The following is an 18,663-nucleotide window of genomic DNA, read 5'->3' as shown; positions in this document are numbered from 1 at the left end:
ATGATACAAAAGATACAGGGAAAAACTTATCAACCAAATCCCCTTAAGGCAGAGAGACTTTTCTAGAATGACCCAACTACAGAATTAAAACTTCTCTTCATTCTTAAAAAATTCTTCCGCATAATCCACTGCCTCACGCAAAGAAAACAACTTGGAATCAGCACTGCCAATTTTACCTTTCTTAACGGAGCACTGCTGTTCGAATGCAATCCCTATTGTTTCAAATTCAGTATCATCATAATCAATATCTGTGTACTCCACCCATTTCCGCTCTCCTTCTACAAGGATAGGTGCACCTTTTTGGATTACTTCTCGTGTACCGGAACGATATTCAGCTAAATGAAAGCAAGTATTCGTTTCGTAGCTGGTTCCGATAAATAGGACATGGGCATCTGAATCATACAGTTTTCTTAATGGAGACCCTTCCCCAAGGCCATTTTCTATAGTGTGCTTGGCCAGGATATCCTTGCTCTGTTTCCCCCATCCTGTGAACGAAACATTTGGATGATCACTCCTTAACACACCCGGATAGGTGCGAAACAATTCAGCTATTTTCCCCATTCCATAAGTTGGCGTAATCTCAGGCTCATAAGCTGGCATTGTATTTCTCACTGTTTCCCACCATTCCCAGGGGATTGGTGGGTTTAACCATTCCGCCGGGTCCGATAAATCAGCTGATTGAGCCGGCATGATAAGGGTCCCTTCAGCTGTAACTGTATCCATTAATGCCTGAATAATGGATACTGGCCCACCATTAATCCAACCAACTGACGAAAGCGAGGAATGAACAAGGACTGTCATACCTCGCTTTAATCCTAAATTGCGCATATCTGTACGGAGTAGCTCACGCGTACGGGGAAATGGGGTATTCTCAATCAACTTAGACATAGACTCACTTCCAATTCTTCTTTTCTATCATTTTAAATGGAAAAGGAAGTTTTGTAACCTAACTCTATATTTCCCCTGTTATCATGTGTATATGATGTTTCAAAATTTCCATGGTTGCCGGAGTTTCCATATAAATCTCACCATCTGTATCCGCAGCCAACACTTCATCCGTTTCAATCGACAAAGATGCAGTCTGCAAATGTATTATTCTCGCTTCAAAATCCATTGGACTCTCACCAGGAGGATCCAAAGAAAATATATCTAGAAATGCACCAAACGATGATTCTTTCACTATTAAAACATCAAAGAGTCCATCATCCATTTGAATGTTTGGCAGTGGGATTTGTCTGGTCCCAATATATTTACCGTTCAGTACTAATATCATGACTGCTTCATCTTGATACTGTCCCTGATCAGTTGTCATTTTAAAATGAAAAGACTCTGCTTCTTTTACAGTCCGTAACGCGCTAATAATGTAACTCATTTTACCCATTAATCTTTTTTGGTTTTCATCTATATTATTCGATGTATGGGCAATTAATCCAATCCCCCAGAAATTAAGAAAATAGCTGTCATTAACTTTCCCTATATCAACAGGAATAGACGACCCATTCATAATAGTCTCTGCCGCTTTTTTTAGATTTTGAGGGATATTGAGCATTCTGCTGAAATCATTGCATGTTCCTCCCGGCAATATAGCTAAAACGGGTCTCTTATCCAGAGAAGCAAGACCATTGATGGCTTCATGAACCGTTCCATCCCCACCGAGAATAATAACAAGGTCATACCTTTCCCCAAGTTCATGGCAAATCCTTTTAGTTTCTCCCGCCTCTTCTGTCTGCACTACTTTTAGTTCTTTCGTCTCCGTGCTGATGACAGGAAGTACAGCACCAAGCGCCAAATCCGTCTCCGTTTGACCAGCAGCACCATTGTAAATAAATAGTACATTATTATACATATTCCTTCTCCTCATCTTCCTAATACTTATTCTTCTTCTATTCCCATATTGTCTATATACAAAAACATTTCTCTTCTAATAAATGGATAATTTACAGATAATTCAATATAATCAATTTACAGTAAATATTTGAAAGGATGAAAGAAAATGAAAACCGCTGATTTATGTGATGAGTATCCTGATCTTTTTATACTATGCAGAACTCCATTTCATTCTTATGGAAAGAAAAAAGAATTCCATGGAGAGATCCGAACAGTTCAAGTATACGAAGATAATGTATTGGTAAAGGAAAGCTTGGAAACAATTGAGGCTGGCACTGTTTTAGTGGTGGATGGAGGGGGCTCACTGAATTGCGCACTCTTAGGTGACAGATTAGCAGCTATTGCAGCTGAAAGAAACATAAATGGAATCATTATTAACGGGTGTGTCCGCGATTCAGCGGATTTGGCCGGTATAGATATCGGGATAAAAGCGATTGGGACTTGCCCATTGAAGAGCGAAAAAAGAGGAGAAGGTGCCAAAGGCGGAAAACTTTCATTCGGAGGAACGGAATGGGTATCTGGACAATATGTGTATGCAGATGATGATGGCGTCATTATTTCAGAAAAACCTTTGCATTCCAGGCTGGGATAACTGTATTCCAGCTTTTTTAGATGAGCCAAAAGTCATTATTTGTACCATTAGCGAACACACGTTCTTATCTTTTCCAAATCTATGCTATAATAAACTAGCAAAAGTCATTTCCATTAAGTAGACATTAACTAACTGAAATGGAGTGATGACCCATGTCCATCTTTGAGACATTTATGGTAACATTCAGTTTTGCTACCTTGATCCTGACAGTAATCACGATAAATAATAAAAAATAGACCTCTCTATCTATTGAAAGATAGCGAGGTCCAAGATACTAATGACCTGTCTCCAATAAGGAGTGGCTTTTGCAGAATCATGAATGCCCACCATTCATGATTCTTTTCTAGTTAAAGAGTATCATAAAGATTGAGCAAAGTCACTTAGAGGAGTATCCTGTATATATGTGAATTTTTAACCATATATCATAAAAAAGTTTAAACCCTAATCTGTCGGTGAAGAGAAACACATAGCCATTTTTTTATCAGGAGGTGAATCTTTACTCATGGTTCGGGTAAAGAACTTGAATGGAGACGATGAACATAGTTAATCTAGTTTTACTTTTATTTTTATTGGTAAGTACGATGTTTTTCGTTGCATCGGAATTTGCCATTGTTAAGGTCCGGGCGACCAGAATAGATCAGCTTGTTGCAGAAGGAAATCGGAAAGCACTAGCAGCTAAGAGGGTCGTCACACATTTAGATGAATATTTATCAGCTACTCAACTTGGAATTACCATTACCTCATTAGGTATTGGGTGGCTTGGGGAGCCAACTGTAAAACATCTCATTGATCCCCTTTTTAAACAGTTACACATTCAAGAATCAGTGGCATCTGTTATTTCTTTTATAATTGCATTTTCAATTATTACGTTTTTACATGTGGTAGTAGGAGAATTGGCGCCTAAATCTGTTGCGATTCAAAAGGCAGAAACAATTACAATGAATTTTGCACGCCCGCTTATTATGTTCTACAAAGTGATGTTTCCTGTAATATGGGCACTCAACCATTCCGCTCGTTTTATCACTGGTTTATTTGGTATAAAACCGGCTTCCGAAGGAGATATCGCCCATTCTGAAGAAGAATTGCGGATGATTCTTACTGACAGTTATAAAAAGGGAGAAATCAATCAATCCGAATTTAAATATGTGAACAATATCTTTGAATTTGATGACCGGATTGCCAGAGAAATTATGGTTCCGCGCACTGAGATCCATGCGTTTCAAAAGGATAATATATTAGAAGATATTGTTGGATCTTTAAATAATGAACAATATACGCGATATCCAGTTACGGATGGGGATAAAGATACGATTATTGGGTTTGTAAATGTAAAAGAATTGTTAACAGCCAGTCTTAGAAGGGGCTTGAAAACAGATATGCCCATTCGGGATTATATCAAACCAATTATTACAGTAATTGAAACAATTCCTATTCATGATTTACTAGTTAAAATGCAGAAGGAACGTATACACATAGCCGTACTGCTTGATGAATATGGCGGAACTTCAGGTATTGTTACTGTTGAAGATATTCTCGAAGAAATTGTTGGAGAAATCCGAGATGAATTCGATACAGACGAGCTTCCAGAGATTCGTAAAATAGGTGATTATCATTATATTCTGGATGCAAAAATGCTATTATCTGAGATTGAGGACCTGCTTGGAATACAAATGGACTATCCGGATGTCGATACATTAGGCGGATGGTTTTTAACTCATAAAATCGACGCTGCCATTGGAGATTCTTTAGAAGAAGATGGCTTCATCTTTACCGTAGAGGATGCGGAAGATCATCATTTATTATATATCGAAGTAAAAAAGGCACCGAAAGCATAAGAGTAACAGACGAAAAAAAAGCATGCGCACTGTGAAGTAGCATGCTTTTTTCTGTTAGCTTCCCATAAAGAAATACTCGTTAAAAGCACTCGCTGATCATCTAGGTATGGATCCAAAATCCGAGGAGTTACTCAATGGAGGTAATATCTATCGCTTATTGGATTGATTACTGTTTCTCACATAGGAGACTGATAACTACAACCCCAAACCCTATCAGACATCTTTATTAGTAAATCGTTCGAGAGCTTTTATAGTCCTTGTCTATCTTTATTCAGTTTTCCCATCCCACTCGAGCATGCCGCCCTTCATATTGGTTACATCATACCCTTGAGATTCGAGGAACTGAACAGCTCTGGCACTTCTCCCCCCAGCATGGCAAACTACAATATATTCTTTGGATTTATCCAACTCATTCACGCGAAATTCAAGCAGTCCTAAAGGAATATTAACCGCTGTTGGAATTTTCCCGCTTTGAACTTCATCTACTTCACGAACATCAATAATATTTAAGGACTGTCCGGCAGTTAATTTTGCTTCTACTTCTTGTGGTTCGATTGTTTTCATAGAATGATTTTTCCTCCTTTAGTACTTTTCTATATTACCCCTATAGGTATAACAAATTTTGATAAAAAAAGCCAACCGAAGCTCTCAGCGACTTTTGACTAATAAATTTACAGCTTCATTCACCAATTTTTCCTTCTCCCCATCTTCCGCACCTGTCACACACTCGATAAGGTTATCACTGACAATGACCCCAATTGTTTTATCGACTGCAGAACGTACCGCAGACAATTGAGTCACGACTTCTTTGCACTCTTTTCCATCTTCCATCATTTTCAATATCCCGCGTAATTGCCCTTCCATTCGCTTTATACGATTTTTGATTTTATCATTATAATCCATTGTTATCGCTCCCTAAATTACTCAATTCAGTATCACCTGCAGAATTCGATATTTAAAAAAACCATACATATATCAGACTACATCATTTCTCTCCCATTAATTAGTATCAGTATACCTGATATCCCAAGCAGATTCTATGCAGTCATGCACCCTATCCGCCTCACATCAAAACTTACTATTCCAACAAAGTTATTTTTTAGTATTTTGGTTAATTAATAACAGTAAAGGGTATTTAATTAGGAAGCAATTTCTACACGATTAGAAAGGAGATTCTACTGGAATGAAAAAAAATACTCTTCCTTTTATTTTTCTGCTAATCCTGCTTACCACCCTGACTGCCTGCGCAGAAAAGGAGCAAATGGCAAGCGGCGCAGAACTAATTAATAAAGATCAATTCGTTTTCACCGCATCCGGAGAATTCAAGCCCTTCAGCTATATGAAAGATGATATGACCATGACTGGCTTTGATATTGAGGTTGGGGAAGCAATCGCTAAACAATTGGGACTTGAACCAGTCCAAAAGCAAATGAAATTTAAAGGAATTGTCGAGGGTGTAAAAACAGGTAGAGCAGATGTTGCAGTAGCCAGCCATACCATTAATGAGGCACGTTCAAAGTTCGTCCTCTTTTCTACTCCATACTACTATTCCGGTCCACAAATTTTTACCCGTCCAGACAGTGACATTAAAACAGCTGAAGATTTAAAAGGGAAGGAAGTAGCGGCAGCAAAAGGATCTACATATGCAGACACTGCTAACAGATATACTTCCAATATTAAAACATACGATAGTGATGTGACTGCGCTCAAAGCATTAAGCAATGGCCGCCATGATGCCGTCATTACCGATTTTGTTACAGGTAAAACCGCTGCTAAAGAAGGTTTCAAAATTGTAGGAAAGCAGCTTATTGAACGCAGTGAACAAGCGATAGTCATTCCAAAGGACAACCCTAAGCTTCTTGCAGAAGTTAATAAAGCGCTTGAGGAGTTGCGTAAAAACGGTACTTTATCAAAAATCAGTATGAAATATTTCGGTGAAGACATCACTCAGAAACCAGAAAAATAAGAAAGGGAGCTGTTATGATTGCAAAGTTTATCGCACTTTTTTCAAACATTGGTTGATACCCGCGGGGTATTCTTCGACGCACTTCTTCTAACTCTTGAATTAACAGTTGTATCGATTATTACCGGAATTATTATAGGACTTTTTGTAGCATTGCTAAAAATCTCGAAAATCAAGATACTCGGATATATTTCTGATGCCTATATTTATCTTGTTCGAGGAACTCCATTAATTGTTCAAATTTTTATTCTTTATTTTGGTTTCAGCGGCATCTTTTTAATTCCAGATTTCTGGGCAGCCTCTTTAGCCCTCGCCTTCCATAACGGAGCTTATATTGCTGAGATATTCCGTGGCACGATTCAATCGATTGATAAAGGCCAAATGGAGGCTGGTCGCTCACTTGGCATGACGCGTGGACTCGCCATGCGCCGAATTATTTTTCCGCAGGCTTTCCGAAGGGCTCTGCCGCCGCTTGGAAATCAATTCATTATCGGGCTCAAGGACTCTTCCCTAGCCGCTTTCATCTCATTAAATGAATTGTTTAATGTTGCGACAACGCTCGGTTCCAATAATTTCGACGAAATGACCTACTTGCTCATTGTTGCAGTTTACTATCTAATATTGGTTGCTGTCTTAACAATTGGTCTTCGCACTTTAGAAAAGAGAATGGCGATTAGTGATTAGTCAAAGGGGGATGAAAAAATGTATGAATCAAGAGAAATGATTAGAATTGAAAATTTGAATAAATCCTTTGGGGATTTACATGTTCTTAAAGACATCAATATGACTGTTTATGAAAGCGATGTTGTCTGTTTACTCGGATCAAGCGGTTCCGGAAAAAGTACATTGCTCCGTTGCTTAAATTTTCTGGAGAAAAAAGATAGTGGCTCTATTTATGTTGAAGGAGAACAAATTGAAACGTCCACTCATAATATCAACGAAGTACGCCAAAAAATCGGGATGGTCTTTCAACATTTTAACCTATTTCCTCATAAAACTGTGTTGGAAAATATAATTGAAGCTCCTATTATGGTGAAGAAACTGTCTAAAGATATCGCAACAAAAGAAGCATTAGAGCTACTAAAAAAGGTTGGCTTGGATGACAAGGCCGATGTCTACCCAAACAAATTATCCGGTGGACAAAAACAACGTGTAGCCATTGCCCGCGCCTTGGCTATGAAGCCCGATATCATGTTGTTTGACGAACCAACCTCTGCACTTGACCCGGAGCTGGTTGGTGAAGTTTTAACCACCATGAAAGAACTCGCCGAAGAGGGCATGACCATGATCATCGTCACTCATGAAATGAGCTTTGCCCGTGAAGTAGCTGACTGGATATTCTTCATGCATGAGGGAAATATTTTAGAAAAAGGCACTCCTGCACAAATATTCGAGAATCCTACAGAAGAACGCACCAAAGAGTTCTTTGGAAGCCAGTTATAAATTCGCACCTTCCAAACGTTAAGGTGTAATGAACCCTCCCCATCGATGGGAAGGGTTCTTTTTTTGTGATTATACTGGCATAGGTGCGGGGTAGGTGCTGCGTAGATACTTTCCTACAGTCTTCCTACACCTTTGACTCACCTTTACCCCAGTATAGCTGTGGCATAGGTGCTACATTGGTGCTTTCCTACAGACTCCCTACACCTTCGACCCACCTTTACCCCAGTATAGCTGTGGCATAGGTGCTGCATAGATGCTTTCATACAGACTCCCTACACCTTCGACCCACCTTTACCCCAGTATAGCTGTGGCATAGGTGCAGCATAGATGCTTTCCTACAGTCTTCACACACCTATCACTCACCTTTACCCCAGTATAGGTGTGTCATAGGTGCAGCATAGGCGCTTTCCTACAGACTTCCTACACCTTTGACTCACCTTAACCCCGTTATAGCTGTGTGATAAGTGCTGCATTGCTGCTTTCCTACAGACTTCCTACACCTTTGACTCACTTTTACCACGCTTATCGTAACTGCACACAGCTTATTTGCTGTCTTTCCAAAATAAAAAGGTGCCGATTGGTGGACGGCACCTTTTACCACCATACTAGTTATGATTGTTTTTCAACGAATTTCTTATATAATTCTCTTGAATTATTTGGGTAACACGAGTAAGTAGTATTTGTATCGATCAGTGGATGATCCCGAGGAGAGTGATTAAAGTACGTGGCGTAGCTGCTCCACTGATAATCCTGGGGTTTTGTAACTAAGCCTGCTGTAACTGGGTTCATATGAATATATTTACTTACATTTAAAAAATCGTTTGGGTTATCGACTATTCTGGAATAGTACCTTGATTGGAAAACATGACCCTGAGATTGGTAGGTATGATTATAATACATGGCATACCTTTGTTGAATGGTTTGCATGATTTTACTTGAAGATAGATCGGAGAGTTCTATGAGAAGGTGAAAGTGATTGTTCATAAGGCAATACGCATGGATTTTAAATTTAAATTTGCTATGTGTTTCGGCAAGAATAAACATGAATTTATGCTTATCAAGCATGTTATAAAATATTGGCTCTTTTCTAAACCCCCTATTAATGATGTGGTAAATTTGTAATGCATCAAACAAATTTTGATTATCGAGCAATTATAGTACCTCCTTTATAGTTAATATACTACTATTTCGTCCAAGGGCGATCTAATTCCTTTGAAAATGTGAAAATTTTATCATAAATAAAATCTCCCGTATTCTAACATAAAAACCGACTCCACTCTAAAGTGAAATCGGTTTTTTTAAGCCTCATTTTTTATGCATTTTAAATTCCAGGAAGAGCTCATTGTAATGAGCCAGCATCTTTTTGCCAAGATTATCGTATACTTCAAGTCGGTCTGTCAGTTCAGCAGATGGATAGAAGCGTGTATCACTGGACACCTCTTCTCCCAATATCTCAAGGGCAGCACTATTTGGCGTTGAATAGCCAACATAGTCTGCGTTTTGGGCTGCATTTTCTGGATCCAGCATAAAATTGATAAATTGGTGTGCTCCGTCCACATTTTGGGATGTTTTCGGAATAACCATATTGTCAAACCAGAGATTCGATCCTTCTTCCGGTACGACATAATCTATATCTTCGTTATCCCACATAATATCAGCTGCATCACCAGACCAAACCAGCCCGACTGCTGCCTCCTCCTGAGCAAGGAGCATTTTGATCTCATCGCCCACAATAGCTTTAATATTTGGCGTTAATGTATCCAATTTAGACTTCGCTTCCTGCAAATGCTCTTCATTCGTGTCATTTAATGAATAATGAAGGCTATTCAAGCCCATTCCAATAACCTCACGGGCACCATCGACAAGCAAAATTTTATTCTCTAAATCTTCATCCCATAGATCATTCCAGCTTTTGAACTCTTTATCCGGAAGGAGCTTGGTATTATAGGCAATTCCAACGGTTCCCCAGAAATATGGAACTGAGTATTTATTATCCTCATCAAAGGAAAGATCGAGGAAACGAGAATCGATATATTTCATATTTGGTACTTTATCGTGATCAATTTCAATCAGTAATTCTTCTTCTTTCATTTTACTGATTGCATATTCAGAAGGGACTGCCACATCATAGGACGTACCGCCCTGCTCAATTTTAGTCATCATTGCTTCGTTGGAATCGAAGGTTTGGTAAATAACTTTAATCCCCGTTTCCTCTTCAAATTTATCAATCAAATCCGTATCGATATAATCTCCCCAGTTGTAAACCGTTAAGGTATTGTCTCCGGCATATCCTTCCGATGCATTTAACCGATTGATCAAATACAGAAGGCCGAATGAAATGACCAAAATCAGAATTAGGGTACGGGTCAGCTTACTCATTCTTTAACCCCCATTCGCGGTTTGGAGCTTCTTTGTGTAATAAAGTAATATCCAATAACCAATAAAATCGTAAATAAGAATAGTAAGGTAGATAAGGCATTAATTGTTAACGTAATCCCTTGTCGTGCCATGGAATAGATTTCTACTGATAAAGTTGAGAATCCATTACCTGTCACGAAGAAGGTTACTGCAAAGTCATCAAGTGAATAGGTTAATGCCATAAAGAAACCAGCAAAGATACCAGGTGTGATAAAAGGAAGAATGACCTTTGTTAAGACATTCCACTGACTTGCTCCCAAATCACGCGCTGCATCAATTAATGTCGGACTCATTTCCTGAAGTTTAGGCAGTACCATGATTACAACAATCGGAACGCTGAATGCGATATGGGATAAAAGGACGGACATAAAGCCCAATTTAATCCCTATGATGGTGAACATAATTAAGAAGGAAGCACCAATAATGACATCAGGGCTCACAATCAATACATTGTTCAAGGAAAGCAATGTGTTTTTCGTCCTTCTCTTTCGTACCTCATGGATCGCCAAAGCTCCAAAAACACCGAGTACGGTAGAAATCGTAGCCGATAATAGAGCGATGACTAATGTATTTAATACAATAATAAGCAATCGTGTATCGGCAAACACTTCTTTATACCATTTCAACGTAAAACCATCAAAGCCATGCATTTTTCCGCCGCTATTGAACGAATAGAACATCAGGTAGAAAATAGGGGCATAAAGGATGGCAAATACAAGAATTAAATATAGATTTGATAGCTTAAATTTCTTTTTCATAATCCATCCCTCACTTTCTTCTACCTGTCAGAATCATAATTAATGCCATCGCGATGATTAGGAAAACCGCAATGGTAGCACCCATTCCCCAATCCTGTGTAACGAGAAAATGCTGCTCAATTGCTGTCCCCAATGTAATGACACGGTTACCTGCAATCAAACGCGTGATCATAAAGAGTGACAGGGCAGGAATAAAGACAGCCTGAGCACCTGATTTAACGCCGTCGAGCGTCAGTGGGAAAATTACACGGCGGAAAGCCATCCATTTTGATGCTCCGAGATCACTGGCCGCATCCACATAGGATTGGTTCATTTCCTCCAGCGCATTGTATATGGGCAATAACATAAACGGTATAAAAATATAGGTAGAAACAAAGATGAAACTAAAATCAGTAAATAGGATTTGCTTTGTTCCTATGCCGAGCACCTCCAAAAAGGCGTTGGCAGCACCGTACGTACCAAAAATCCCAATAAAGGCATATGCTTTTAAAAGCAGGTTAATCCAGGTTGGTAAAATTATTAATAAAAGCCATAATTGCTTATGCTTGGTTTTCGTTAATAATAAAGCGGTCGGGTATGCAATTAATAAGGAAATCACCGTAACTAAAAATGCATACCAAAACGAACTTAATGTCATTTTCAAATAGACAGGTGTAAAGAATTTGCTATAATTCTCCAAGGTGAATTGCCCGTCCAGCCCGATAAAGGAATAATAGACAACCAGAATAATCGGGAATATAACGAATAAAGCAATCCAAATGGAATACGGGATCAAATAGAGAGTTTTTGCTTTATTCTTCATGGCCGGCCTCATTATACGCTTCTAAGCGTTTATCGAATTCTTCTTCTGTTTCTCCCGGCAGCATGATATGAATGGCTTCGTCATCAAAACTTAACCCAATTTCTTCCCCAACAACTGCTTTTTTCGTGGAGTGAACAAGCCACTCATTACCTGCTTCATCAAAACAGCAAATTTCATAGTGAACACCACGGAATAATTGAGAATCCACACGTACCTGCAATTTCCCCTGTTCACGTGTAGTGATTTCTAAATCTTCAGGACGAATGACGACTTCTACTGATTCATTCTCTCTGAAGCCTCCGTCTACACAGTCAAAACGTTTATCAGCAAATTCCACTAAAAAGTCGGCAATCATTTTACCAGGGACAATATTAGATTCTCCAATAAAATCTGCGACAAATCGGTTAACCGGCTCGTCATATATATCAGTAGGTGTACCGCTTTGCTGAATTCTTCCTTTGTTCAAAACAAAAATTTCATCGCTCATGGCCAATGCTTCTTCCTGGTCATGTGTAACAAAGATAAAGGTAATCCCAAGGCGGCGCTGTAATTCGCGCAATTCATACTGCATTTCTGTACGAAGCTTTAAATCAAGCGCTGACAATGGCTCATCAAGTAAGATTACTTCCGGTTCATTTACTATGGCACGGGCAATAGCTACACGTTGACGCTGTCCGCCAGACATTTCTTTGATCTCACGTTTTTCATAACCTGCCAAGTTTACAAAGCGCAGTGCCTCTGTCACCTTCTTAGCAATGTCTGCATTTTTCATTTTCTTAATACGTAAACCAAATGCAACATTTTCAAATACGTTCAGATGTGGAAAAAGGGCATAATCCTGAAATACCGTATTTACCTGACGCTCGTTTGCCGGTACATTATTAATCAATTTTCCGTTAAAATAAATCTTGCCTTCAGATGGCTGCATAAATCCGGCAATCAAGCGGAGGATTGTAGTCTTTCCGCAACCAGATGGCCCTAAGAGTGTATAGAACTTTCCTCTTTCAATTTCAAAGCTGACATCATTTAATACTGCTGGATCGTCATCATATTGCTTTGTGACGTTCTCAAAACGAATGATAGTATGATCGTTCATGTTCATTACTCCTTCTCGTGGATATTATTATAGATAAGAATCCGTCGCTACAAGCAATAGTTCAGAAATCCCGTCGAAATCATTAATAAGTTGATGTTCCTCGGTTGCATTAAAATAAATAGCTTCCCCAGCTTTGGCAAAGTATGTTTTTCTGCCGAGAGTTATCATAATTCTCCCTTTTAATACATAACCAAATGTCTCCGAAAGTGACGGCTCAAACTTTTTGAACTCTCCCTTTTGCTGCAATGTCAACAGAATCGGTTCCATTTCCTTTTCATTTGATTCCGGAACAAGCCATTGAAGTTGATAACCCCGATCTTCATCTATAAAATCTGTCGTATCGTTTTCTGCGTATACTACTTTTTGTTCACGCTCTTCCTCATCAAAAAATTGCTTTGGGGTACAGCCCAGAACCTCGAGTATATCAAAGAATGTCTCGATGGAAGGCGAACTGAGGCCTCGTTCCAGCTGAGAGATGTATCCCTTGCTTAAATCGGTTCTTTCACCAAGTTCTTCTTGAGTCAAACCTTTTTTTAATCTTAAATTTTTAATTTTGCTTCCAATTTCCATTAACATGGTATGACCTCAATTTCGTTTATTATAAGTAAACTCTCACTAGAGAAAGTTTATTATTATCAAACTTAATGTTTACTCCCAAACTTACACTATTATACAACATTTATAGGAAACATCAACAGAAACTCATATTAAAGTAAATTTTTAAATTTTATAAAAAAAAGCATCTACTTCTTTCAGGTACCTCTTTCTGGTTACATTTAATTATCGTCAATAAATTAAGATAACATAAGTCAGCTAGGGAGAACCGATTTATTGACCAAATGACCAGACTACCGATCAACCCTTAGACTGATTCTGTTTAATCTAATCCATCGAGGGATTTAGATTAAACATGCATCTTTGAAAATTCCAACAGGAGGTACTTATATGAATAAAAATTTGTATTAAGATTGTTTGTTGCCTGCATCGAATGTATGGATGTATGTAATGTTTGTTTTGATGCCTGTTTAAAAGAGGATCATGGGCTAATGATGGCAGAATGCATCCGTCTGGATAGAGAATGTGCAGATATTTGCACGTTTGCAGTTAAGTCCATGCAATCAAACAGCCCTTTTACGAAGGAAATCTGCAATCTTTGTGCAGCAATTTGTAAAGCTTGCGGTGAGGAATGTCAAAAGCACGATCATGACCATTGTCAAAGATGTGCCGAGGCTTGCTTCAAATGTGCTAATGCTTGTCTCAGCATGACTGCCTAGATCAGCAAGGTGATTTTTCTGATATTCAGCAAAAGGCCGCAACAGGTAATGTGTAAACCTGTTGCGGCCCTTTTTATTTCCCAAAAAGTAATTGAAGAATTCGTTCCCCAGCCATCCGATTCTCTCCCTTATATGGATAACAATGAATGTGAATGGCAGGGTTAAAATTAAGTTCAATAATTCCATAATTTTGTTCATTTGCTTCAATAGTATAATCCTCAATTACCATATCAACTCCACAGATTATGGCTCCTGCAGCTTTAGCTGATTGTATGGCCAATTCTTTATAGCTTTCTGGAATCTCATCCGTAAAATCAATACTATCTCCACCCGTACTGATATTGGAGTTCTCTCTCAAATAAACAATTTCACCTTTTTGAGGGATATAAGCAAAGTCTTTACTTTTCCCCTTCAGGAATAATGCTTCACTTTCCCCCAAATGGATTTTCTCTAGAGGAGTTTTATAGCCCTCCCCCCGCAAAGGATCTTTATTTTTCTCCATAACCAGTTCAGCAATGCTCGATTGTCCATCACCTATCACATTGGCAGGTACACGGTGCAGAATTCCAGTCACTTCATCCCCCATCACAAGAAATCGATATTCCTTACCATTTAGGAATTCCTCAACTAAAACGGTCCGATCATGGCAAAAAGCCATTTCTAAAGCTTTTTGATAATCGTCCTTTGAAAAAGAACCTGTGAAAATCGTAATGCCTATTCCAAAATTGGTCGATTTAGGTTTAATAACAATTTTCTTGGCATGATACTGCTGATAATCTTTAAACGCTTCCTCTATCGAATGATAAGCTCCTCCACCTGGCACTCTTATATCGACGTTACGAAGGACTTCCTTCGTAACAAGCTTATTCTCCATAACTAAAACGGTACTGTATGAATCGAGCGATGTTTTGGTCGCCTGCTTTACATACTCTGTTTTCTTCCCATCCGTTAAAGCAATGAAATTATCATCCCGGTCAACTATCTTAACACCTATTCCTCTTTTAATAGCATCTTTCATTAGAATCTGAGTTGATAGCTCCATATCCTCATAACCCACTGCGGTAAAAGAAGTATTTTCACTTTCGTGTAAATACTTAAAGGAATGTTCCATATGAAACATTGCATAAGATGATTGCTTAATACCATTCTTTATTTTCGCTGCATATGAAAGTTCTGGATTAATAAGTATATTTTCAATAGTATCCAGAATCCTTAAGTATTTCTCTTCCAGTTTTAATTCCCTCACCATATCTTTGATGCCCGCTATAATTGAAAGATAACTCAATTTGTTTTCATTCTCTTCGTCCAGCAGCAGCATGTATAAGATGAATAAGTGAATAAAATAAAGAATCTCCTTACTTGTTCCAATCTTAAACAAAGGGTTTAAATCCAGCAGACGAATCTCAATATATTTAATCCCATTATCTAATAGGCTTTGCAGGGGATCATCGGTTCTGCCTGCCTTCAGGCGAAGTGTATGATAATATTCATTTGCACTCAACAACTCATGTTCCTGTATCAAAACTCGGATATCGTTCACATATTTTTCGACTGATTGATAGGAAACATTATAATCTTTTCTATTTTTATAGCCGCAAGTACTGTTTCTGAATGAAGGGATTCCGGGAAGATAATAACTTCCTTGCATTAATCTCTCTGCTCTTTGCAGACATTCCGGTATATATGTATCATGAAAAACAGGACTGGCTCCGGTCACTTCAACTAATAGATCTCGATAGCGGTTAAAATTTCGACTGATTTTTAAATAAGTATCATTTTTGAATTCCTGATAGGATTGATGGTCTGATTGTGCTTGAAACAATTCGCTTAGCAATTCTTCAGAAAACGAAAAGTTATAATGAATTCCGCTGATTAATTGCTTCTTACGTCCATATTTTCGAGCAAGCTCGTTACGGTATTCTTTAGCTTGATCATTTTCCATCTTCGCTATTGGAATCATGGGTTCATCGGGAAGAATAGGTGGATTACTGCCAGTCCACAAATATTCTCCTTGTTTCGAAAGTTCCATACTCACGATATCATGAACATTCTCCAAAAAATCAAACGCCTCCTCAATCGTCGGGAACACAGGAGTTATCATCTCTATTTGAGACTCAGAAAAGTCTGTTGTAATATAGGGGTTATTTGTTCTGTTTCCAAATGCAGCCGGATGTGGTGTCAAAGCCAGTTTTCCATCTTTATTAACCCTCGTATTTTCCTTTTCAAGCCCAAAATTACCCCTTAACAATTTTTCGGATACGTTCTTTTCTTTCATAATTCTTAAAAGTTTATGGTCTATATGTGTCATATCTACAATCTCCCTTACCAACCGTTACTCTGCGAGTATTCTTGATGTCTTATTTCTCATTTTTCGTAAAGTAAACATAAACCAAATCACCAGAACAATCCCCTTCAACAGGCTGCTGATAGCAATACTCATCCATACTCCATTTAATCCAAATGGTCCGGATAAAAAGAGGGCCATTGGGATTCTGAGTACCGTAAAAGTAATGCTAAAAATAGGTGGAATATAGGTTTTCCCCAACCCGTTAAATGCTCCGACTGTTAAAAGCTCCATACACATAAAAACTTGTGAAAATCCAATGATCCGCATATAGTCTGCTCCCAGCTTTATGCTATCCGGCTCACTAATAAAAATAGAAAAAAGCGTCTCTGGCAATAAAATAAATATGAGCGAGGTGAAAATACCAAAAGCTATAGTCATACACAAAGCAATTTTGTAACCTATATGGATTCGATCGAGTTTCTTTGCGCCATAGTTTTGTCCGACAAATGCGGCAATTGCACCCTGCAGCCCACCTATTGTCATATAGGAAATGGACTCAATTTGTATACCGACTTTCTGAACGGCAATTGCCTCTGCACCCCATTGAACAATAATTTTTGCAATAATGATGGATATCCCAATAAATGTTACCCTTTGTATGGTTATGGGGATTCCCATTTTAATGACTTCCACCATTTTTTCACTTTTCAAATTTGTAATGCGTCCAAAATATAGGTATCGCTTGGAGTTGAACCAGAAAAGAAGCGTGACCGTCATGTTTGCTGTTAAAGTGGCCAGTGCCGCTCCAATAACTCCCATTCCTGGTATAAATCCGACTCCAAAAATCAAAAAAGGATCGAGAATGATATTAATGATAAAACCAATCATATAAACCCGAAATGGTGTTTTACTGTTCCCCATACTATTAAGAATCATGCTATACAGTAAATTTACGATTGAAAATATAACACCAATCATAGAGATGACTAAAAATTGCACTGCCATCTTCTCCACCTGGTCATTGCCAAGTTCAAAAAAACCAATAAACGAATCTTTATATATAAAAACAATTAGCGTATATAAAATAGCGAGAATAAGCGACATGATAAAGCCATTTCTTATGTATTCTGCCGCTTCTTCTTGTTGATTAGCTCCTATGCATTGAGCAATTTTTACCCCGCTTCCGATTGAGACCATCGTAGCTAGAGCCAGCGCCAAGTTAACAAAGAAACTTGCCGTCCCAATCGCAGCCACCGGGCCGCTTCCAAGCTTGCCAACCCAAATCATATCGACCATACCATAAGTCGTCTGGATAAAATTTGTTGCAATGATAGGAACGGAAAGCTTCAGAAGAGATGAAGAGATAGCATCTTCTGTTAAATGATAAGCACCCTTCAATTTCTTACCTCCTATCTTGTTCACTGTTTACGTAAAAAGGTGATAATCGACTCTATTCTTTCTTCGCACAATCGATAAATCGTATATTTCCCCTCTCTTCTTCCTTTAATGACCCCTCCCTTTTCCATAATTTTCAGATGGTGACTGACAGTAGAGTTCGGAAGAGAAAGAGCTGTGACAATTTCACATTTACATAAGTCTTCAATTAATAATAATGATAGGATCTCCAGGCGAGTCGGATCACCAAGCGCTTTAAACATTTCTGCCAGCCCCAGTAATGATCCTTCATCATGAACAACTGGAAGCTGTTGTTTGCCTTCTTCACATATACAGCGCATTCTGTGATCCGTTTTCAGTTCCCATGGCATCGTTATTCTCTCCTTTCAACATAACTATAAATCTAGTTTTATAGTTTCATTATACCTCATCGTTTTAATAATGGAAGTTATTGCGGTACACTATTTAAAGACATATTCCATTGGAGGAGATAGTTTGAACTGTAAAATAAATCGTAACGCTGCCAAAGAATTAAAAAAAATGCTCAGCGCAGAAGAGGCTGAGGGGAAAATGATTCGTGTAGTTATTTCGCATATGCACGGCGATCATGCCCACTATGATATTGAGTTGGACACACCGTCCGAGCATGATGAAATAGTTAAGACAGATAAAGATATCGATGTCTTACTCGATACACGTGAAGATTTTCTAGATGGAGTTTGGATTAAATATTTCCATTTACCTGAGCCAGGTTTTGAAATTACGAACCCTCAGAAAAGCGGACATGGACACAATCATTAATATATTAAGTACAAAGGCAACCGATTAATCGGTTGCCTTTTTTGTATAAATAATCATTGTTTGGTTCATATTAACAATTGAGTTCATTAATTTTATTAAAGGAGTTGACTGA

Annotated in this window: 21 protein-coding genes; 8 read left to right on the top strand and 13 right to left on the bottom strand. The window is 38.4% G+C overall.

Translation table 11 applies throughout. The features are described 5' to 3' along the window. Positions 1-84 precede the first annotated feature (84 nt). Entirely contained in the window at positions 85-888 is an 804-nt protein-coding gene (locus AC4G3L_RS16150; RefSeq protein ID WP_491078020.1) for an AAC(3) family N-acetyltransferase, read from the bottom strand. A gap of 64 nt (positions 889-952) precedes the next feature. Next, positions 953-1,870 carry a diacylglycerol/lipid kinase family protein gene (locus AC4G3L_RS16145; protein WP_491078048.1) on the bottom strand — a complete coding sequence of 306 codons (918 nt, stop codon included), beginning with the start codon at positions 1,868-1,870 and terminating at the stop codon, positions 953-955. Between the two features lie 123 nt (positions 1,871-1,993). Here AC4G3L_RS16145 and rraA point away from each other — a divergent pair, with 123 nt between their 5' ends. From rraA to AC4G3L_RS16130, 3 genes are all read left to right on the top strand, one after another. Beyond that, positions 1,994-2,479: a ribonuclease E activity regulator RraA gene (rraA, locus tag AC4G3L_RS16140; RefSeq protein WP_491078019.1), complete on the top strand. Its 486-nt coding sequence runs from the start codon at positions 1,994-1,996 to the stop codon at positions 2,477-2,479. A 152-nt stretch (positions 2,480-2,631) separates the two neighbouring features. Further along, positions 2,632-2,715 carry a putative holin-like toxin gene (locus AC4G3L_RS16135; protein ID WP_491078047.1) on the top strand — a complete coding sequence of 28 codons (84 nt, stop codon included), beginning with the start codon at positions 2,632-2,634 and terminating at the stop codon, positions 2,713-2,715. Between the two features lie 297 nt (positions 2,716-3,012). After that, positions 3,013-4,314 carry a hemolysin family protein gene (locus AC4G3L_RS16130; protein WP_491078018.1) on the top strand — a complete coding sequence of 434 codons (1,302 nt, stop codon included), beginning with the start codon at positions 3,013-3,015 and terminating at the stop codon, positions 4,312-4,314. A 267-nt stretch (positions 4,315-4,581) separates the two neighbouring features. Here AC4G3L_RS16130 and AC4G3L_RS16125 read toward each other — a convergent pair whose 3' ends face one another. Together AC4G3L_RS16125 and AC4G3L_RS16120 are read right to left on the bottom strand one after the other, a co-directional pair. Next, complete coding sequence (locus tag AC4G3L_RS16125; protein WP_491078017.1) at positions 4,582-4,878, bottom strand: rhodanese-like domain-containing protein; 297 nt, start codon at positions 4,876-4,878, stop codon at positions 4,582-4,584. 84 nt (positions 4,879-4,962) lie between these two features. Further along, positions 4,963-5,217 carry a metal-sensitive transcriptional regulator gene (locus AC4G3L_RS16120; protein ID WP_491078016.1) on the bottom strand — a complete coding sequence of 85 codons (255 nt, stop codon included), beginning with the start codon at positions 5,215-5,217 and terminating at the stop codon, positions 4,963-4,965. Positions 5,218-5,497: 280 nt separating this feature from the next. Between AC4G3L_RS16120 and AC4G3L_RS16115 the strand changes: the two genes are divergently transcribed. From AC4G3L_RS16115 to AC4G3L_RS16105, 3 genes are read left to right on the top strand one after another with little or no spacing between them, the layout of a single operon-like run. Beyond that, a complete protein-coding gene (locus AC4G3L_RS16115) occupies positions 5,498-6,280 on the top strand; it encodes a transporter substrate-binding domain-containing protein (protein ID WP_491078015.1) in 783 nt (260 codons plus the stop codon). Positions 6,281-6,298: 18 nt separating this feature from the next. Continuing rightward, positions 6,299-6,961, top strand: coding sequence for an amino acid ABC transporter permease (locus AC4G3L_RS16110; protein WP_491078014.1), 663 nt, complete (start codon positions 6,299-6,301; stop codon positions 6,959-6,961). Between the two features lie 18 nt (positions 6,962-6,979). Next, entirely contained in the window at positions 6,980-7,720 is a 741-nt protein-coding gene (locus tag AC4G3L_RS16105) for an amino acid ABC transporter ATP-binding protein (RefSeq protein WP_491078013.1), read from the top strand. Between the two features lie 609 nt (positions 7,721-8,329). Here AC4G3L_RS16105 and AC4G3L_RS16100 read toward each other — a convergent pair. The 6 genes from AC4G3L_RS16100 to AC4G3L_RS16075 form a co-directional block, all read right to left on the bottom strand. Next, positions 8,330-8,872: an REP-associated tyrosine transposase gene (locus AC4G3L_RS16100; protein WP_491078012.1), complete on the bottom strand. Its 543-nt coding sequence runs from the start codon at positions 8,870-8,872 to the stop codon at positions 8,330-8,332. Positions 8,873-9,025: 153 nt separating this feature from the next. Further along, positions 9,026-10,099 (bottom strand): ABC transporter substrate-binding protein, encoded by a 1,074-nt coding sequence (locus tag AC4G3L_RS16095; RefSeq protein WP_491078011.1) that lies wholly within the window; start codon positions 10,097-10,099, stop codon positions 9,026-9,028. Then, on the bottom strand, positions 10,096-10,896 hold the full coding sequence (locus tag AC4G3L_RS16090; RefSeq protein WP_491078010.1) for an ABC transporter permease: 801 nt from the start codon (positions 10,894-10,896) through the stop codon (positions 10,096-10,098). The genes AC4G3L_RS16095 and AC4G3L_RS16090 overlap by 4 nt, the downstream gene beginning before the upstream one ends. 10 nt (positions 10,897-10,906) lie before the next feature. Next, positions 10,907-11,698 (bottom strand): ABC transporter permease, encoded by a 792-nt coding sequence (locus tag AC4G3L_RS16085; protein WP_491078009.1) that lies wholly within the window; start codon positions 11,696-11,698, stop codon positions 10,907-10,909. Next, entirely contained in the window at positions 11,688-12,794 is a 1,107-nt protein-coding gene (locus tag AC4G3L_RS16080) for an ABC transporter ATP-binding protein (RefSeq protein WP_491078008.1), read from the bottom strand. Before AC4G3L_RS16080 ends, AC4G3L_RS16085 begins: the two co-directional genes overlap by 11 nt. Before the next feature lie 27 nt (positions 12,795-12,821). Then, a complete protein-coding gene (locus tag AC4G3L_RS16075; protein ID WP_491078046.1) occupies positions 12,822-13,364 on the bottom strand; it encodes a helix-turn-helix domain-containing protein in 543 nt (180 codons plus the stop codon). Between the two features lie 422 nt (positions 13,365-13,786). On the opposite strand from AC4G3L_RS16075, the gene AC4G3L_RS16070 reads away from it, so the two are divergent. Continuing rightward, a complete protein-coding gene (locus AC4G3L_RS16070; protein WP_491078007.1) occupies positions 13,787-14,068 on the top strand; it encodes a four-helix bundle copper-binding protein in 282 nt (93 codons plus the stop codon). A 73-nt stretch (positions 14,069-14,141) separates the two neighbouring features. Here the strand turns inward: AC4G3L_RS16070 and gshAB are convergent, their stop codons facing one another. Genes gshAB through AC4G3L_RS16055 form a run of 3 tightly spaced genes read right to left on the bottom strand, consistent with a single transcriptional unit; the run spans position 14,142 to position 18,121 of the window. Next, on the bottom strand, positions 14,142-16,376 hold the full coding sequence (gene gshAB / locus AC4G3L_RS16065; protein ID WP_491078006.1) for a bifunctional glutamate--cysteine ligase GshA/glutathione synthetase GshB: 2,235 nt from the start codon (positions 16,374-16,376) through the stop codon (positions 14,142-14,144). A gap of 24 nt (positions 16,377-16,400) precedes the next feature. After that, the gene (locus AC4G3L_RS16060) at positions 16,401-17,753 is read right to left on the bottom strand and encodes an MATE family efflux transporter (RefSeq protein WP_491078005.1); all 1,353 of its coding nucleotides are present in this window, start codon (positions 17,751-17,753) and stop codon (positions 16,401-16,403) included. 20 nt (positions 17,754-17,773) lie between these two features. Continuing rightward, positions 17,774-18,121: an ArsR/SmtB family transcription factor gene (locus AC4G3L_RS16055; protein WP_491078004.1), complete on the bottom strand. Its 348-nt coding sequence runs from the start codon at positions 18,119-18,121 to the stop codon at positions 17,774-17,776. A 124-nt stretch (positions 18,122-18,245) separates the two neighbouring features. On the opposite strand from AC4G3L_RS16055, the gene AC4G3L_RS16050 reads away from it, so the two are divergent. After that, positions 18,246-18,551, top strand: a complete 306-nt coding sequence (locus AC4G3L_RS16050) for an iron-sulfur cluster assembly accessory protein (RefSeq protein WP_491078003.1) — start codon at positions 18,246-18,248, stop codon at positions 18,549-18,551. Positions 18,552-18,663: the final 112 nt, after the last annotated feature.

Source organism: Bacillus sp. z33 (assembly GCF_058313615.1).
This window is presented reverse-complemented; position numbering and strand designations above follow the sequence as displayed.

Coding starts and splice junctions, on each gene's coding strand:
- AC4G3L_RS16135 (WP_491078047.1), top strand. CDS start 2,632: ATGTCCATCTTTGAGACATTTATGGTAACATTCAGTTTTGCTACCTTG.
- AC4G3L_RS16095 (WP_491078011.1), bottom strand. CDS start 10,099: ATGAGTAAGCTGACCCGTACCCTAATTCTGATTTTGGTCATTTCATTC.
- AC4G3L_RS16115 (WP_491078015.1), top strand. CDS start 5,498: ATGAAAAAAAATACTCTTCCTTTTATTTTTCTGCTAATCCTGCTTACC.
- AC4G3L_RS16125 (WP_491078017.1), bottom strand. CDS start 4,878: ATGAAAACAATCGAACCACAAGAAGTAGAAGCAAAATTAACTGCCGGA.
- rraA (WP_491078019.1), top strand. CDS start 1,994: ATGAAAACCGCTGATTTATGTGATGAGTATCCTGATCTTTTTATACTA.
- AC4G3L_RS16105 (WP_491078013.1), top strand. CDS start 6,980: ATGTATGAATCAAGAGAAATGATTAGAATTGAAAATTTGAATAAATCC.
- gshAB (WP_491078006.1), bottom strand. CDS start 16,376: ATGACACATATAGACCATAAACTTTTAAGAATTATGAAAGAAAAGAAC.
- AC4G3L_RS16055 (WP_491078004.1), bottom strand. CDS start 18,121: ATGCCATGGGAACTGAAAACGGATCACAGAATGCGCTGTATATGTGAA.
- AC4G3L_RS16080 (WP_491078008.1), bottom strand. CDS start 12,794: ATGAACGATCATACTATCATTCGTTTTGAGAACGTCACAAAGCAATAT.
- AC4G3L_RS16150 (WP_491078020.1), bottom strand. CDS start 888: ATGTCTAAGTTGATTGAGAATACCCCATTTCCCCGTACGCGTGAGCTA.
- AC4G3L_RS16090 (WP_491078010.1), bottom strand. CDS start 10,896: ATGAAAAAGAAATTTAAGCTATCAAATCTATATTTAATTCTTGTATTT.
- AC4G3L_RS16085 (WP_491078009.1), bottom strand. CDS start 11,698: ATGAAGAATAAAGCAAAAACTCTCTATTTGATCCCGTATTCCATTTGG.
- AC4G3L_RS16130 (WP_491078018.1), top strand. CDS start 3,013: ATGAACATAGTTAATCTAGTTTTACTTTTATTTTTATTGGTAAGTACG.
- AC4G3L_RS16070 (WP_491078007.1), top strand. CDS start 13,787: ATGGATGTATGTAATGTTTGTTTTGATGCCTGTTTAAAAGAGGATCAT.
- AC4G3L_RS16120 (WP_491078016.1), bottom strand. CDS start 5,217: ATGGATTATAATGATAAAATCAAAAATCGTATAAAGCGAATGGAAGGG.
- AC4G3L_RS16075 (WP_491078046.1), bottom strand. CDS start 13,364: ATGGAAATTGGAAGCAAAATTAAAAATTTAAGATTAAAAAAAGGTTTG.